The sequence below is a fragment of the uncultured Cedecea sp. genome, assembly GCF_947498825.1.
Lineage (GTDB): Bacteria > Pseudomonadota > Gammaproteobacteria > Enterobacterales > Enterobacteriaceae > JGM124.
On sequence record NZ_CANMLV010000019.1, the window covers coordinates 76,774 to 91,926 of the forward strand.

The 15,153-nt window shown below is 47.6% G+C and carries 12 protein-coding genes; 7 read left to right on the forward strand and 5 right to left on the reverse strand.

Features of this window, described 5'->3' with window-relative positions:
• Positions 1-328: 328 nt before the first annotated feature.
• Complete coding sequence (locus Q1A40_RS17565; protein ID WP_300002654.1) at positions 329-556, reverse strand: hypothetical protein; 228 nt, start codon at positions 554-556, stop codon at positions 329-331.
• A gap of 322 nt (positions 557-878) precedes the next feature.
• On the opposite strand from Q1A40_RS17565, the gene Q1A40_RS17570 reads away from it, so the two are divergent.
• From Q1A40_RS17570 to Q1A40_RS17580, 3 genes are all read left to right on the forward strand, one after another.
• Positions 879-2,375: a SulP family inorganic anion transporter gene (locus tag Q1A40_RS17570; protein WP_300002656.1), complete on the forward strand. Its 1,497-nt coding sequence runs from the start codon at positions 879-881 to the stop codon at positions 2,373-2,375.
• A 304-nt stretch (positions 2,376-2,679) separates the two neighbouring features.
• Positions 2,680-3,927, forward strand: a complete 1,248-nt coding sequence (locus Q1A40_RS17575) for an MFS transporter (RefSeq protein ID WP_300002659.1) — start codon at positions 2,680-2,682, stop codon at positions 3,925-3,927.
• An 18-nt stretch (positions 3,928-3,945) separates the two neighbouring features.
• Positions 3,946-4,476 (forward strand): GNAT family N-acetyltransferase, encoded by a 531-nt coding sequence (locus Q1A40_RS17580; RefSeq protein WP_300002661.1) that lies wholly within the window; start codon positions 3,946-3,948, stop codon positions 4,474-4,476.
• Positions 4,477-4,595: 119 nt separating this feature from the next.
• On the opposite strand, the gene Q1A40_RS17585 is transcribed toward Q1A40_RS17580, so the two are convergent.
• The 4 genes from Q1A40_RS17585 to yebS form a co-directional block, all read right to left on the reverse strand.
• A complete protein-coding gene (locus Q1A40_RS17585) occupies positions 4,596-4,781 on the reverse strand; it encodes a YebW family protein (protein ID WP_300002686.1) in 186 nt (61 codons plus the stop codon).
• A 109-nt stretch (positions 4,782-4,890) separates the two neighbouring features.
• The gene (gene rsmF, locus Q1A40_RS17590) at positions 4,891-6,336 is read right to left on the reverse strand and encodes a 16S rRNA (cytosine(1407)-C(5))-methyltransferase RsmF (protein WP_300002664.1); all 1,446 of its coding nucleotides are present in this window, start codon (positions 6,334-6,336) and stop codon (positions 4,891-4,893) included.
• A gap of 71 nt (positions 6,337-6,407) precedes the next feature.
• Positions 6,408-9,041 (reverse strand): PqiB family protein, encoded by a 2,634-nt coding sequence (locus Q1A40_RS17595; RefSeq protein WP_300002667.1) that lies wholly within the window; start codon positions 9,039-9,041, stop codon positions 6,408-6,410.
• Positions 8,998-10,254 carry a membrane integrity lipid transport subunit YebS gene (gene yebS / locus Q1A40_RS17600; protein ID WP_300002670.1) on the reverse strand — a complete coding sequence of 419 codons (1,257 nt, stop codon included), beginning with the start codon at positions 10,252-10,254 and terminating at the stop codon, positions 8,998-9,000. Before yebS ends, Q1A40_RS17595 begins: the two co-directional genes overlap by 44 nt.
• 205 nt (positions 10,255-10,459) lie before the next feature.
• Between yebS and Q1A40_RS17605 the strand changes: the two genes are divergently transcribed.
• The 4 genes from Q1A40_RS17605 (at position 10,460) to htpX (ending at position 14,969) form a co-directional block, all read left to right on the forward strand.
• Positions 10,460-10,948, forward strand: coding sequence for a GAF domain-containing protein (locus tag Q1A40_RS17605; protein ID WP_300002673.1), 489 nt, complete (start codon positions 10,460-10,462; stop codon positions 10,946-10,948).
• 103 nt (positions 10,949-11,051) lie between these two features.
• Positions 11,052-11,756, forward strand: coding sequence for an RNA chaperone ProQ (gene proQ / locus Q1A40_RS17610; protein ID WP_300002676.1), 705 nt, complete (start codon positions 11,052-11,054; stop codon positions 11,754-11,756).
• A 20-nt stretch (positions 11,757-11,776) separates the two neighbouring features.
• The gene (gene prc, locus Q1A40_RS17615; protein ID WP_300002678.1) at positions 11,777-13,822 is read left to right on the forward strand and encodes a carboxy terminal-processing peptidase; all 2,046 of its coding nucleotides are present in this window, start codon (positions 11,777-11,779) and stop codon (positions 13,820-13,822) included.
• 265 nt (positions 13,823-14,087) lie between these two features.
• The gene (htpX, locus tag Q1A40_RS17620; protein WP_300002681.1) at positions 14,088-14,969 is read left to right on the forward strand and encodes a protease HtpX; all 882 of its coding nucleotides are present in this window, start codon (positions 14,088-14,090) and stop codon (positions 14,967-14,969) included.
• The last annotated feature ends 184 nt before the right edge of the window (positions 14,970-15,153 follow it).

Consider the following 15,153-nt stretch of genomic DNA (forward strand, 5'->3'; position numbering starts at 1 on the left):
GGATAAATAACATTATTCATCTATGCTTTTAGATGAGAGGTGATATTAATATATCGGCATCACTTCTGCGAAGTGATATCGGATATATACCAGTTTTAGCGCACGGCTCGTAGATGAGCCATTTCCCTGGACCGAACACAGGATTCGTGTTTGGTCTCTTTTTATCTGATTGTTTTTCAATTCTATTTTTAAACTTATATATTGCACGAAAAAACCACGAAATGAAGACTATTAATCCATCGGTAGTTTTATTAAAAAATACAGGTAATGTTATTAACAGATTTTTGGGCTGATAATAATATTTTTCTGTCGGAGGTATTTCCGCTCCTTAGCGATCGTGGTGCGGGAAAAATCCCTGGATTATCCAGCCAAGTAAACGAAAAGCGCAGTAGATAAAAACAGACAGTGTTGCTGCCAGAGCAAAGTACCATGGCGAAACGCTACCTGGTGAACTGGCATTAATTTCACTCATTAGCAGTAGTGAAAAAGACAGAAAACACAGTGCTCCGATAATAAGCCCTATTCTGTGACAGCTTCGACGAATACCTGCTTGCATAATCGTTCTCCTGTATATTCCCGAGGTACTTCACGTTGTCAGGGAAGTTTGTATGCGTTCCGTGGATCACAATGTTTAGCTATTCTCATCGACGGATATACAAGCAACGTGAACTGTTTTGGGTATAGGAAGCTTTCTGCCCTGCTTTGAGTATAACAAACTCTACAGAATAGCTGAGAATAAAAACGGTTTCTCTTCGCCTAAAAATGCTTTCTTATACTGAAAAGCTCGCTTCAAAACAGACCGGGTATTACACTCTGCCTCCTCCTTTATACATTGCCCTGTGGGGGATGTATATGACACTTTAACGCTGTATTTTATTATGACAAAACACGCCCATATTATTACCCGGCATGCCCAGGAGAATAGCCTCCGCAGTGTGCTACGTTCGCCACGTCTGATACAGCGGGAAGTCCTGGCCGGGGTCATTACTGCCCTGGCGTTGATCCCTGAGGTTATCTCTTTTTCTGTGATTGCCGGCGTTGACCCGAAGGTCAGCCTGATAGCCTCGATTGTGTTGTGTTTTAGCCTGTCAATACTGGGTGGCCGTCCAGCGATGGTAACGGCTGCTGCCGGATCTGTCGCACTGGTGATTGCTCCCCTGGTACAGCTTCACGGGGTTGGCTATATCTTACCTGCCGTGGTACTGGCCGGTGTGATTCAAATACTGTTTGGTGTTACAGGGTTGGCGCGAATGATGCGTTACATTCCTCTGTCAGTTATGAACGGTTTTGTCAATGCACTGGCGATTCTGATCTTCTTTGCCCAGATGCCTCACGTCTGGGGAAAAGGGCCGCTTATCTGGGGGTTGCTTGCCGTCACGCTGATGATAGTTTTACTGTTACCCAGAGTACTGAAGTCTGTCCCTGCTCCGTTAGTGGCCGTCGTGCTGATAACCACAGTCACCTTGGTGATGGGGTGGACAGTTCCGGTGGTACAAGATATTGGTGGCATGAAACCGGGGTTGCCTGGGTTAACTGAATGGATAGTGCCGCTCAATTTCACCACGCTGAGTATTATCTGGCCTTGTGCTCTGAGCGTTGCTTTTGTCGGTTTGATGGAGTCATTACTGACTGCCAAACTGGTCGATGCGATGACGGATACGCCTTCCAGTAAACGGCGTGAATGCTGGGGCTTGGGTGTGGGAAATATTTTTGCCGGATTTTATGGTGGCATCGCTGGTTGCGCGATGATAGGGCAAACGATGGTTAACGTCGAGCTAGGGAAGGGGCGTACCCGGCTGTCCACGATCTCTGCCGCTATCGTATTACTCTTACTGGTCACTGCATTAAGTGACGTGATGGCAAAAATCCCGATGGTGGTGCTGGCCGGGATCATGATGATTGTCGCGGTAAAAACGCTTAACTGGCACAATATTTCACCTTCGATGTTACGTCGGATGCCATTATCAGAAACGCTGGTGATGTTGGTCACAGTGGCTATCACTGTCTCCACCGATAATCTGGCACTCGGTGTGCTCGGCGGCGTTATTTTCGCCATGATACTGTTTGCTCGTCGTATTGCCCATGTTGTAAAAGCGCAGCGCCAGTTGTCACCTGGCGGCGATACGGTTACGTATGAAATTCGTGGTCCGTTGTTTTTTGCCAGCAGTAATGACCTGGTGGAACATTTCCAGTATGCCGATGATCCTTCGCGGGTGGTTATCGATCTGACCCACGCCCAAATCTGGGATGCCTCAACGGTGGCAATACTTGATACCATCACGACACGCTATCAGCGTTATCAGACAGAGGTAGAAATTATCGGGCTGGATACGCGTAGTACCGATTTCCATCAGCGTTTAACCGGGAAAGTATAATGAACTGCGGTTATTTATGCCTGTGTCGGGGCTAAATAACCTGATGTTCAGTTGGCTGACAGTCTTTTTTCGACTGTCAGCCAGCGGATTCTGTGTTAACAGAATTTATTGCTAAAAATGCGAACCGGGTAGCAAATAATTAATATTTTTAGCTGAAACAACAACCATTAAGCCATGATGCTGGCGAATTAAACATTGCTGTAACATTTATATTGCGATCTATTGCTAAACATTTTAAATCTAATATATGACCTGCCGAAAAGGGAGGATTAACCGATTTAATAAGCAACAGGATGCCCTCCCTATGAGCACTGAATCTGCACGCGTCAGCGCTGCAGCACCGACGTTTTTTCAAACGGTAAAAACTTTTCCACTCACCGTTGTGATGTTGTTATTTTTTACTCTGGTTATCCGTTTTAGCTATTTTATGGCCTGGCCGTTTCTCGGCATCATTATGACCCGTGATTATCAAATGTCTCCGGTTGCTATTGGTCTGTCGATGACCGGGAGTGCTTTACTTGCGGTAATACTGGGAATTTATGGTGGCAAAATATCGGATAGTCTGGGACGTCGGGGTATTTTATCCCTCGGTTGTGCTTTTTCTTTTATCGGTTATGCCTTACTGGCGCTGGCCAGCAATATGGGAGTATTTATTGCCGGATTACTGACTGTCGGCGTCTGTTTTGCCTGGGTTGATCCGCCAATGCGTGCTTTGATGAGTGATTTACTTGGGGATAAACGACGTCGCGCGCTGGCGCTACAAATTCGTTATTATTTGATTAACCTCGGTGCAGTGACCGGCCCGCTGGTAGGGATTGCCTGGGGACTGACATCCCAGAAAGGAACCTTTCTGATAACGGCATTAAGTTATTTGCCTTTCCTGGTCTGGTTATTACTGTTTGTTCCCAAGGGCAGAATGACTTCAACGGGTGGCAGCCATGAAGCGCCAGTGCCGTTGCCTCAAGTGCTGATGATTATTGCCCGTGACAAGTTGTTCATCGCTGCTTTGTTATGCAGTATTTTGTGTTCCATCGTGTTTGTCCATTATGAGGCGGTGGTCCCGCTCTATTTGATGATGCTCGATGCAACGGCAGCAGTACCTTTGATAACCTTAATTCTTGTGACCAATGCCAGTACGGTACTGATAGCACAGATATTTTTAGTCCGGTTACTGGCTCAGATGGCGATCTCGAAACGCATTTTACTGGGTAGCAGTATTTTTGCGCTGTCGCAGTTGGGTTTTCTGGCCATCGGTAATACCGATCCACTGTTATGGTTTTGTGTGACGGTCGTGTTCAGTATCGGAGAGGCTATTCTTATGCCTAACCTCAATATTCTGTTGGATCAGCTGGCCCCGGCTGAGCATCGTGGTGCTTATATGGGAGCTTCTTCACTCCAGACACTGGGGATAGCGATAGGTCCTTTAATCGGTGGGGTATTACTCACTTTAACGGGCTCCGGGGTTTTTATGGGTACCTTATTCTTCAGCTTGTTGCTGGGGGCCATTATTTTCTGTTCACGGAGCGGTATTCAAAAACGCCTTCAGGAATAACAACGCAAGGAACAATTTATGTTGACTCAGGCTCCGACCCTGGAAACGGCGAGATTGCGCTTACGCCAGTTAACCCTCAATGATTATGATGCGCTGGTCGCATACTGGGCAAGCCCGGATACGGTCAAATATATTGGCAGCGGGCAACCGCAAGATAGTGAGATGAGTTGGGGAAGGTTGCTGCGCTATATCGGGCACTGGCAGCTTCTGGGATATGGCTACTGGGCCGTTTGTGAAAAGGAGACGGATCTGCTTGTTGGTACTATGGGTATTCAAAACCAGAAGCGGAATTTAACACCTGCTCTGGAATATCCGGAAGCCGGGTGGACACTCAGCCCGACGGCCTGTGGCAAGGGCTATGCGACGGAAGCCTTGACTGCGATTCTTGCATGGGCAGATGACACCTTTGCCGGGCCGGTATGCTGTATTATTGATGATGAAAACGTGCCTTCGCTTCGGCTGGCTGAACGGCTGGGATTTCAGTTCAGACATTATGCGGAGTACCATAACAAAAAGGTTCGTATGTTGGTGCGTCCGTTAGCGGGCTAATAATCAGCATCTGTTTGTCATACGCAAATAGCCCGGACCGGTGTCTGTCCCGCAAATCATGGAGCCTGCCTGTGTTCACAGGCAGGCTGAACTTGGTGCCTACAAGTCATTCGAATCTTCTAGATGTACTCTTGAGCAGGCCGCCAAAAATTGTCATGCACCTCATCCAGTGGATAGCAACCGCCACGGCGGATACGCTGCTCATCCATCACGGCCAGGCATTGCTCCTCAGTTTTGAGAATTTCAACGACAAAATCATCGCAGCCCCCGTGTAAATAACAAACAAAAATAACCAAGGCAAACATTATCATCTCGCTATTGCTTGAATGGATAAGCGAAAAAAGCGGCAACCAAGCTTGATGCCTTCTTTTAGCCTGGTTGCTATCACCAAAATAACAAGGAAAAAAGCTAATTTTATCCTGATATCTGGGTGGTAAATAGTTTTCCATCACGAACCAGTTCACGAGGGTAGCTATTTTTCAGCCGTGAACCGACTTTCCGGGCCAGTCCTAAGGGTTGCCCTTGGAAAGTGACTATCACCTCATCGCTTAAAACTGAGGTTTCGGGATAAATATCCTGGCCTCGATACCAGCTTTCGGCCTCAGCCGTCGTCAGGGCAAAGCACAGAGGATTATTAGCTTTTGCCAGGGCAATCACTGCCTCGTGCTGCCAACGATACCCTTTATTATGCTGTTCGGCTAACTTTAAACCAATACGTGAGAAGCGAACTTGGTTTAGCAAAGGTTCTATCTCAGAGGGAAAAAGCCAAATTTCTTTATCGCGCTGCCAGAGTGTCAGTGCGTTAGTAACCTGCAATCCTGATTTAGCTGCGGCACGGGTAACTTGCTCAGCCGCGGCGCTTTTCATGCGTACAAACGGAAATTTACCGAGTTTATATCCGGGTTTGTCTAATGGTTCAACCGATGCTGTTTTACGCAGGCGGGCGACAAAGAACCCCTCGCAATCATAGATTTGTGGGAAAACATGTAAAAAACCTTCGGGGGTGACGGCTCGTTTGGCATCAGGGAACAGGTCGTTGAGCGGCTCTATCTCTACTGCGTCCGGATAACGAGCTTTGAGCCAGAAGCAGATCTGCTGATTTTCTGCCGGATTCAGCGTACAGGTTGAATACACCAGGGTTCCGCCTGGGCGCAAAGCGTGAAATGCACTATCAATCAGGGCCATTTGTGTGCTGGCAATCTCTTGTGTGCTTTCGTATGACCAGTTACGCAAGGCATCAGGATCTTTACGTACAACCCCTTCACCGGAGCAGGGGGCATCAAGGAGTACGGCGTCAAAAGCTTCGGGGGTTGCGGCCCCAAAAACGCGACCATCAAAATGGGTGAGGGCGACATTACTTATCCCGCAACGACTGATATTCGCATGTAAGACTTTTACCCGGCTGGCAGAGTATTCATTGGCGAGGATAGCGCCTTTATTCCCCATATGGGCGGCAATTTGCGTGGTTTTTGACCCCGGTGCGGCTGCCATATCGATAATACGTTGTGGCCTGTCTTGCCCGTAAAATAATGCGCTAACAGGAAGCATTGAACTGGCTTCCTGGATATAGAACAGGCCGCTTAAATGTTCCGCGGTGCTCCCTAAAGGTAATGTGTCATCATCGCGTTCAATCCAGAAACCTTCTGCGCACCAAGGTACAGGCGTCAACCGCCAGCCGTAAGGTTCAACCAGCAGGAGAAATTCACTGACAGATATTTTAAGTGTATTAACACGTAAACTGCGGCGCAGTGGACGGTGGCAGGCAGCGATAAAACTATCAAGGGACAGAGAAGCAGGCATAGCCTGATTTATCATATCGAGAAAAGGTTGTGGCAGGTAAGCAGAGTTGGATTGAGCCATAAAAGGCGCCCCATGGGAGAATAAGGGGCGCAGTTTAGCATAAAGCTCTGGTTATTCGCATTAACCAGGATTTAACGTGGCAGGGCCGTTCCCCACTGACGCCACTCTTTTGGCTCATTTTCTTCCAGCAGGAAGTGCTTTCCGGCTTTAGAGCGCGGCGCAAGCGGAACACCTGGTGGTGTGGCAAAAGCAATTCCGCCACGAATAAACTGATTAAAGGTGCCCGTTTTCACCACGCCGCCGGTCAGGCCAAAATCGAGAGTATAGCCAGAAGCAAGCCAGAACACGGAACTGTCACGGACCAAATGCTGATAGCGGGTACTGACACGTAAATTCAACAGTACCCGGTCAGACAGTTCGCCGAGTTTCATTCCCGCAACCGTACCGACTTCTATGCCACGGAACAGTACCGGAGTACCAATATTTAGAGCACCGGCTTCGGGGACTTCCAGCACAATACTCAACCCATCAGCATAACGAGAGTCACTGATAGAGGCAGCCTGCAGCTCAAAAACACGCTGTGAATTACCGGTGCCGGGCTCGGCATTGATATAAGGCTGGATAATTGTGTCAAGATTATCCACTCCGGCAGCTGAAATCTGCGGTGTCACAACGGAGAAGCGGCTGCCCCCTTTAGAGAAGGCCGTAACATACTCAGGATATAAAACCGCCTTAGCGACGACCTCTTTACGGGATTGTCCAAGTTCCATGGAGTCCAGCTGACCGATATTGATCCCCAGATAACGAATTGGCATTCCGACCGACAGTTTACCGGCATCAAAAGTACGCAGCAGGATCTGACTTCCCACCGCTCTGGCTGCGGTTTCAGAAGCAAACAGAATGCGTTTACCGTTTTTGGCAACGCCTTCTCCAGCGCCTTTCAGATTATCAAAGCTAATCGCTCCTTTTAAGGCTCGCGATAGCGGTACTGCCTGAACGCTCAAACCGCTGCCATTTAACTGAACTTTTGCACCCCCCTCAGCCCAGAACACACTGCCTGATGTCAGTAAATGGCGATACTCAGGTTTGATATGAACATTGATTTCGAAATTATCCTCCAGCGGACGAACGCTGATGATGCTACCGACTTCAAATTTACGATACAGAACCACAGAACCCGTCTGAATATCTGGCAGGCTGCTGGCGGTAAGGGTGAGCGTTGTCGTCGGTTGCGGTGTCAGGCTGTTTTCACGCGCTTTTTCAAGATTAGCGAACAGCGGATAGGTGGTTTTTACCTCTCCCTTACTTCCCGGAAGAATACGTATCCCCCCGGAGAGCCACTCACTGGTACTGGCTCCGAGCATTTCCACGCCATCAATACCCACTTTGACATCAAAGCGGCTATTCACGACAAATTTACTGTCGCCCTGAATCAGAGCACGGTATTGCGGATCGATAGTAATAACAAAACTGACGCCTTTATCTGACAGGGTTCGTTCGATAATTTGCCCAACCTGTACCCCGCGCAGGATCAGTGGTTGTCCGACATCAATACCATAGCTTTCAGGTGCCGTGAGTGTCAGCGTTAAGACATTAGGCTGTTGTAGCGGGCTTTCAGCGCCAGGAAGTACGGTGAAATGGTGCTGCGGTTCACCTTCACCGGGTATGAGTTCAAGTGTTGCACCGGTTAATAAACGACTAAGAGCCGGATTGTTCAATGAAACCTTTGGTTGTTCTAAGGTAATACGCGTACCGGTACGCATTAAATTGACAACACTCGGGTCAATCACTAGCTCCCCCGTCACACTGCTGTCAGGGTTGAGTGTCATTTGTGTCAGAGAACCTACTTCCAGCCCTTGGTACATTAACTTTGTTGATCCGGCATTCAGACCATTACCTCCAGGTAAACTCAGGGTAATATTGACGCCGCGCTGGCTATGGGCCAGATCTTCAAATAGCGTGAAGTTGTCATTGCTGTTTGCTTTTGGCGAATCATCAGGAGAGTCAAACGCAATGGCGCCATTGACAAGTGCCGCCAGGCTTTCCAGCTGAACTTGTGCTCCGCTAAGACTAATATCTGCTTTAACACCAGACACATTCCAGAAGCGACTGTTGGTTTTGACCAGATTAGCAAAGCGTTTGTCAATCAAAACGTCGATAGCCACGCCTTGCTTGGTTTTATCGATTTCATAATCATAAACACGACCGACCGGAATTTTTCGATAGTAGACCAAGGAACCGCTATTCAGCGACCCAAGATCCGGTGCCTGAAGATGTATCAGTAACTCGCCATTATCCAACCGATATTTGGGCTGGGTATCAAGGGCGGTAAAATGATCCTGCGGGGAACCGCCTCCAGGCATCATACCGATATAGTTACCGCCAACCAGGGCATCCAGCCCGGATACGCCCGCCAGAGAAGCTTTGGGAGTGACCAGCCAGAATTGAGTCTCTTCCCGAAGCGCATCTTGCATATCGCTCTTAATACTGACTTTCACTTCAATTTTGCGTAAGTCATCATTCAGGCTGATACTTTTCACCATCCCAACCTCAACACCCTGATAGCGCACGGGCGTTCTGCCCGCAACAATGCCATTAGCGGAGGTAAAGTCGATAGTCACGGTGGCCCCTTGCTCCTGCCAGGCGGTCCACATTAACCAGCCACCAATCAACAGAGCAATAAAGGGGAGCAGCCAGAAGGGTGAGATCCGGCGTTTTGTTTTAATCCGAGCTTCCATCACGGAAGCAGGCGTGTCCTGAGGCATGTACATCCCAAAGCAGTCGACTATCAAGCCATTCGACAGCAAGCAGAGTTAAAATTACCGCCGCACCGAAATAAACGGCAGCAGGTCCCATAGTAAAAGCGAGTAACAAATCCCTATTAATCAATGTCATCATCAATGCGATAACAAATAAATCCAGCATCGACCAACGACCAATCCAGGTCACAAAACGCAACATTTTCATGCGTGTCTTAAGTCCAGGACCACAGTCTAAATGAATACTGAGTAACAGCGTAACCATGACAATGATTTTCGTGAATGGCACCAGAATACTGGCAATAAACACGATGATGGCAATCGCAATATTACTGTTCGCCAGACTAATAATACCTGAAAAAATGGTATCTTCCTGGCGCACGCCATTGACGTACAGTATCGAAATAGGTAGCAGATTAGCCGGTAGTAAGAAAATAAAAGAGGCAATCAGTGCCGCCCAGGTTTTTTGCAGACTATGGCGGCGTCGAAAGCGTAAAGGAGTATGACAGCGTGGACAACGACCTTGCTCGTCCGCAAGAGTGGTAAAATGGCAGCCAAGACAAATACGTAAATGTGCTGGGATCGCGTATTTGCGGCGGCGAGGATAAAAACGATGCCATAGCTGCTCTACGTTAAGGTGTATTAAGGTCAGTAAACTCAGGATAACCAAGGCAACAAAGGCAATCAGTCCGAAGCTTGGTTCGATATAGGCATAGTCACTGACTTTAATACACGCAATGCCAATGCCGATAAGGTAGATATCCAGCATCACCCACTCTTTTAGCCGGGCTAGCATCAACAGTACAGGGCGTAGATTTATCCCTAAAATATTACCCAGCCACAAGTAAATGATAGATAATACCAGAACAGCCGGCGCACCAATCAGGCAAAACATGACCATCGCGGCGGTAATCACATCGCCTGCAATGGCCATCTGCCAGATACCTTGCCACAGGCTGACATCAATACGTGAGCCGAGCATGAGAATACTCAGCAAAGGAGACGTGAAAGCCAGCGGCATCAGTAGCAGCATAGCAATCGCCATAGCGCCAAGGCGAGTCAGCGACCAGTCTCGTCCGCTACGCACTTTGGCATCACAGCAAGGGCAATAGGCATTTTGTCCGGTTTTGATGGGCATAAGTAAAAACAATGCATCACATTCAGGGCAGCGCTGATAACGCCCTGAAGGCAGTGTTTGACTTAAGTTATCTATTTTCATCTATTGTTATCATCAGTTTACTGCGATAATTTTGGCTAATACCCGTCATACTTCACGTTGCCTGGGCGTTGCCGCAGTGAGGGCTGCCGAATCACGTAGTTTATCTGCACCTGTCTGCTGGGTAAACGCAACGCCTGTAATTAACTGGAATTATTTAGGGTATAGTATGCTATGCAATTCACAATGACATCAAAATGGCAGGGTAATGAGTAAAGAGCAATTTTACGCAGATCTGAATCGCGACTTCAGTGCGTTAATGACAGGTGAAACGAGCTTTCTGGCTGTGCTGGCAAACACCAGTGCCTTGCTGTTTGAGCGTCTGGAAGAGGTCAACTGGGCTGGTTTTTATCTTCTGGAAGGAGATACCTTAGTATTAGGACCTTTCCAGGGTAAAATAGCCTGTGTCCGTATTCCATCTGGTAAAGGTGTCTGTGGTACTGCTGTTGCCAGCGCTCTAGTACAGCGGGTGGATGATGTCCATGCTTTTGCCGGACATATCGCTTGTGATGCTGCCAGTAATTCTGAAATTGTCCTGCCACTTTATGTGAATGGACAGATTATTGGCGTGTTGGATATCGACAGCACACAGTATGCACGTTTTTCACAACAGGACGAAATCGGTTTAAAATCCCTCGTATCAAGACTTTCAGAAGTATTGTACAGCACAGATTTTAAAAAAATCGTCTCGTTATAGCATGATAAACAACGGATCCCGTGGCATTTAACGATAGCGTCATTATAATGTGGCGTGTTCATGCCTGCGCTAATTGGCAATTCCGGTGTAATCAGGAAATTTCATGGAAAATCAACCTAAGTTGAATAGCAGTAAAGAAGTTATCGCTTTTCTGGCAGAGCGTTTCCCGCTTTGCTTTAATGCCGAAGGCGAAGCTCGTCCTTTAAAGATTGGTATCTTTCAGGATTTGGTCTCACGTGTAGAAGGTGAGTTGAGCCTCAGCAAAACGCAATTGCGTTCAGCATTGCGTCTTTATACCTCAAGCTGGCGTTATCTGCATGGTATCAAGGCTGGCGCAATCCGCGTTGACCTTGACGGTAATCCTTGTGGCGAACTTGATGAGCAGCATGTTGAACATGCGCGTGTTCAGCTTGAAGAAGCGAAAGCACGTGTGCAGGCTAAACGTGCCGAACAGCAAGCTAAAAAACGTGAAGCAGCTTCTGCTGCTGGGGTGACAGAAGAAGCGCCTCGTCGTAAGCGTAAACCACAACCTGTGGCTGCACGTCGCCAGGACGGTGCTGAACGTAAACCACGGTCAGAAAAACCGCTGAACAAACCGGCGGCTGAAAAACCGACTGAAAAAGCGCGTGAAGAACGTCGTACTCCGGTAACGGATATTTCAGTATTACAGGTTGGACAGACACTTAAAGTCAAAGCGGGTAACAACGCTATGGACGCAACTGTTCTGGAAATTACCAAAGATGGCGTCCGTGTACAGCTGACTTCTGGTATGGCAATGATCGTACGCGCAGAACACTTACAGTTCTGAAACGGAGGCCTGGTCCAGGCATGAACAAACTCTTTAAGCTTACGGCTGTTGCTTGCCTGTTTTTTGTAACAGGCAGCACCCTGGCATTAACGGATATCACGAAAGCTGATCAAATACCTCAGTTAACGGAGGAAAATCAGCATTCTACCGTCAGTGAGCGCGTGACATCGCGCTTTACCCGCTCTCATTATCGTCAGTTTGATCTCGATGCTGATTTTTCAGCAAAAATATTTGATCGTTACCTGAATCTGCTTGATTACAGTCACAATGTGCTGTTAGCCAGCGATGTGGCTGAATTTGCCAGTAAAAAAAATGAGTTAGGTGACGAACTGCGTACCGGCAAACTGACGGTATTTTATGATTTATATAATCTGGCACAAAAACGGCGTTTCGAACGTTATGAGTACGCGTTGAAGGTGCTGGAAAAACCGATGGATTTTACCGGTAACGATACTATTGATTTAGATCGTGGCAAAGCATCATGGCCAACCAGTGTCGCTGAACTGGACAAACTCTGGGATGCCAAGGTCAAATACGATGAACTGAGCCTGAAATTGGCGGGTAAAACCGATGCGGAAATTCGGGAAGCACTAAAAAAACGTTATCAGTTTGCTATCCGCCGTCTGGCACAAAGCAACAGTGAAGACGTGTTTACTCTGGCGATGACCGCTTTTGCTCGCGAAATAGACCCCCATACGAATTACCTTTCACCGCGTAATACCGAACAGTTTAATACAGAAATGAGTCTGTCGCTGGAAGGTATTGGGGCCGTATTGCAAATGGATGATGGCTACACTGTCATCAACTCTATGGTTGCGGGCGGACCGGCTGCAAAAAGTAAAAACATTGCGATAGGCGATAAAATTGTCGGTATCGGCCAGGCCGGAAAAGGTATGGTCGATGTCATCGGCTGGCGCCTGGATGATGTTGTTGCGCTGATTAAAGGGCCGAAAGGAAGTAAAGTCCGCCTCGAGATTTTGCCTGCTGCGAAAGGCGCGAAAACACGTATTGTGACGCTGACACGTGAACGTATTCGTCTCGAAGATCGAGCGGTCAAAATGTCGATTAAAACCGTTGGCAAAGAAAAGGTCGGTGTACTGGATATTCCGGGCTTTTATGTCGGTTTAACAGACGATGTCAAAGTTCAGCTGCAGAAACTAGAAAAAGAGAACGTGAAAAGTATCATTATTGACTTGCGTTCAAATGGTGGTGGTGCGCTGACCGAAGCTGTAGCGTTGTCGGGGCTGTTTATTCCTAACGGACCGGTTGTTCAGGTTCGCGATAATAATGGCAAAGTCCGTGAAGACAGTGATACGGATGGCATTGTTTACTATAAAGGACCGCTGGTCGTTCTGGTTGATCGCTTCAGTGCATCAGCGTCGGAAATTTTTGCCGCGGCAATGCAGGACTATGGGCGTGCTCTGGTCGTTGGAGAGCCGACATTTGGGAAGGGAACGGTTCAGCAATATCGCTCGCTAAACCGTATTTATGACCAAATGCTAAGTCCCGAATGGCCGGCGTTGGGATCGGTGCAATACACTATCCAGAAGTTCTATCGCATTAATGGTGGTAGTACGCAACGCAAAGGCGTTTCGCCAGATATCATGTTGCCAACGGGTAATCAGGAAATTGAAACCGGCGAAAAATTTGAAGATAATGCGCTTCCGTGGGACAGCATTAAGGCGGCAACTTACAATAAAACTGGGGATGTTACTCAGTTTGAGCCGGAATTGTTGAAAAAACATGAGCAGCGTATCGCTAAAGATTCTGAGTTCCAGTACATCACCCAGGATATCGAACGTTTTAATGCCTTAAAAGACAAACGTAATATTGTTTCTCTTAATTTTGCCGAGCGCGAAAAAGAGAATCAGGAAGACGAAGCCTTACGCTTATCGCGTATTAACGAGCGCTTAAAACGTGATGGAAAACCGGCGATTAAGAAGCTGGACGATTTACCGAAAAGTTATCAGGAGCCGGATCCTTATCTTGATGAAACGGTGAATATTGCACTCGACCTCGCTGCTATTGAGCAAGCTCGCGCCGCAAATTCTAAAGTGGTAAAATAATCACCACGTCGGCTCCCGGTAAGCGGGAGCCGACATCTGTCAGAATGCCTCTATATTTTTCCACCCCAGCTTCATAACGACTAAATTATAAGAGATAATCTCTTTTCAGGTCGGCTTTCCTCATAATTAGTCAGTGAAATGAATGCAAAGTGTAAAGTTATGTATTATTAATGACTTGGCGAGCTTTGATGCTTGAAAATAGACGGCGCGCCCCTAGGATGTGGGAAGTGAAAGTACGTATTTCTAACCGAGGTAGAAAAAAATCATGATGCGTATCGGCCTTTTCTTATTAACTAACCTTGCGGTTATGCTTGTTTTTGGGTTGGTTCTTAGCCTGACAGGTATTCAGTCGAGCAGTGTACAAGGTTTGATGATCATGGCGCTGTTATTTGGCTTCGGCGGCTCTATTATTTCGTTGCTGATGTCAAAATGGATGGCGTTACGTTCAGTCGGCGGTGAGGTTATTGAACAACCGCGTAACGAAACTGAACGCTGGCTGATGGAAACGGTTCGCCATCAGTCCCAACAAGTTGGGATAGCGATGCCGCAAGTGGCTATCTACCATGCTCCTGATATCAATGCCTTTGCCACAGGAGCACGCCGTGATGCATCGCTGGTGGCTGTCAGTACCGGTTTGCTGCAAAACATGAACCGTGACGAAGCTGAAGCGGTTATCGCGCATGAAATCAGTCATATTGCGAATGGCGATATGGTAACGATGACCCTGGTACAAGGGATAGTAAACACCTTCGTTATCTTTATCTCCCGTATTATCGCTCAGATAGTGTCGGGCTTTATGTCTGGTAATCGTGATGAAGGTGAGAGCAGCAATGGTAACCCGCTTATTTATTTTGCGGTTGCCACTGTTCTGGAACTGGTGTTTGGTATTCTTGCCAGCATCATCACGATGTGGTTCTCACGTCATCGTGAATTCCATGCAGATGCTGGCTCAGCAAAACTGGTGGGGCGCGAGAAAATGATTGCTGCCTTGCAGCGTCTGAAAACCAGCTATGAGCCTCAGGAAGCCAGTAGCATGATGGCGTTTTGCATTAACGGTAAAGCAAAATCAATGAGTGAGCTGTTTATGACTCACCCGCCGCTGGATAAACGTATTGAAGCGCTGCGTTCTGGTCAGTATTTGAAGTAGTTCATATAGTATTACTCATCTTTGCTGTGGATAATAACGTAAGAGGAGAATGCTTTTATTTTCCTCTGAACGAACAAAAGCGTGCTCTCCGGGCACGCTTTTTTATGGTGCGCCGGGCATGGCGCGTAGCGCCTTGAACGGCGCTGTCCGTTGACCGTGGTGGTTAACAGATGACTTGGAGGTG

What these genes read in the sequence shown, in the direction of transcription:
- htpX (WP_300002681.1), top strand. Translation starts at nt 14,088, where the DNA reads ATGATGCGTATCGGCCTTTTCTTATTAACTAACCTTGCGGTTATGCTT.
- Q1A40_RS17585 (WP_300002686.1), bottom strand. Translation starts at nt 4,781, where the DNA reads ATGTTTGCCTTGGTTATTTTTGTTTGTTATTTACACGGGGGCTGCGAT.
- prc (WP_300002678.1), top strand. Translation starts at nt 11,777, where the DNA reads ATGAACAAACTCTTTAAGCTTACGGCTGTTGCTTGCCTGTTTTTTGTA.
- yebS (WP_300002670.1), bottom strand. Translation starts at nt 10,254, where the DNA reads ATGAAAATAGATAACTTAAGTCAAACACTGCCTTCAGGGCGTTATCAG.
- Q1A40_RS17575 (WP_300002659.1), top strand. Translation starts at nt 2,680, where the DNA reads ATGAGCACTGAATCTGCACGCGTCAGCGCTGCAGCACCGACGTTTTTT.
- Q1A40_RS17605 (WP_300002673.1), top strand. Translation starts at nt 10,460, where the DNA reads ATGAGTAAAGAGCAATTTTACGCAGATCTGAATCGCGACTTCAGTGCG.
- Q1A40_RS17565 (WP_300002654.1), bottom strand. Translation starts at nt 556, where the DNA reads ATGCAAGCAGGTATTCGTCGAAGCTGTCACAGAATAGGGCTTATTATC.
- Q1A40_RS17580 (WP_300002661.1), top strand. Translation starts at nt 3,946, where the DNA reads ATGTTGACTCAGGCTCCGACCCTGGAAACGGCGAGATTGCGCTTACGC.
- proQ (WP_300002676.1), top strand. Translation starts at nt 11,052, where the DNA reads ATGGAAAATCAACCTAAGTTGAATAGCAGTAAAGAAGTTATCGCTTTT.
- rsmF (WP_300002664.1), bottom strand. Translation starts at nt 6,336, where the DNA reads ATGGCTCAATCCAACTCTGCTTACCTGCCACAACCTTTTCTCGATATG.
- Q1A40_RS17595 (WP_300002667.1), bottom strand. Translation starts at nt 9,041, where the DNA reads ATGCCTCAGGACACGCCTGCTTCCGTGATGGAAGCTCGGATTAAAACA.
- Q1A40_RS17570 (WP_300002656.1), top strand. Translation starts at nt 879, where the DNA reads ATGACAAAACACGCCCATATTATTACCCGGCATGCCCAGGAGAATAGC.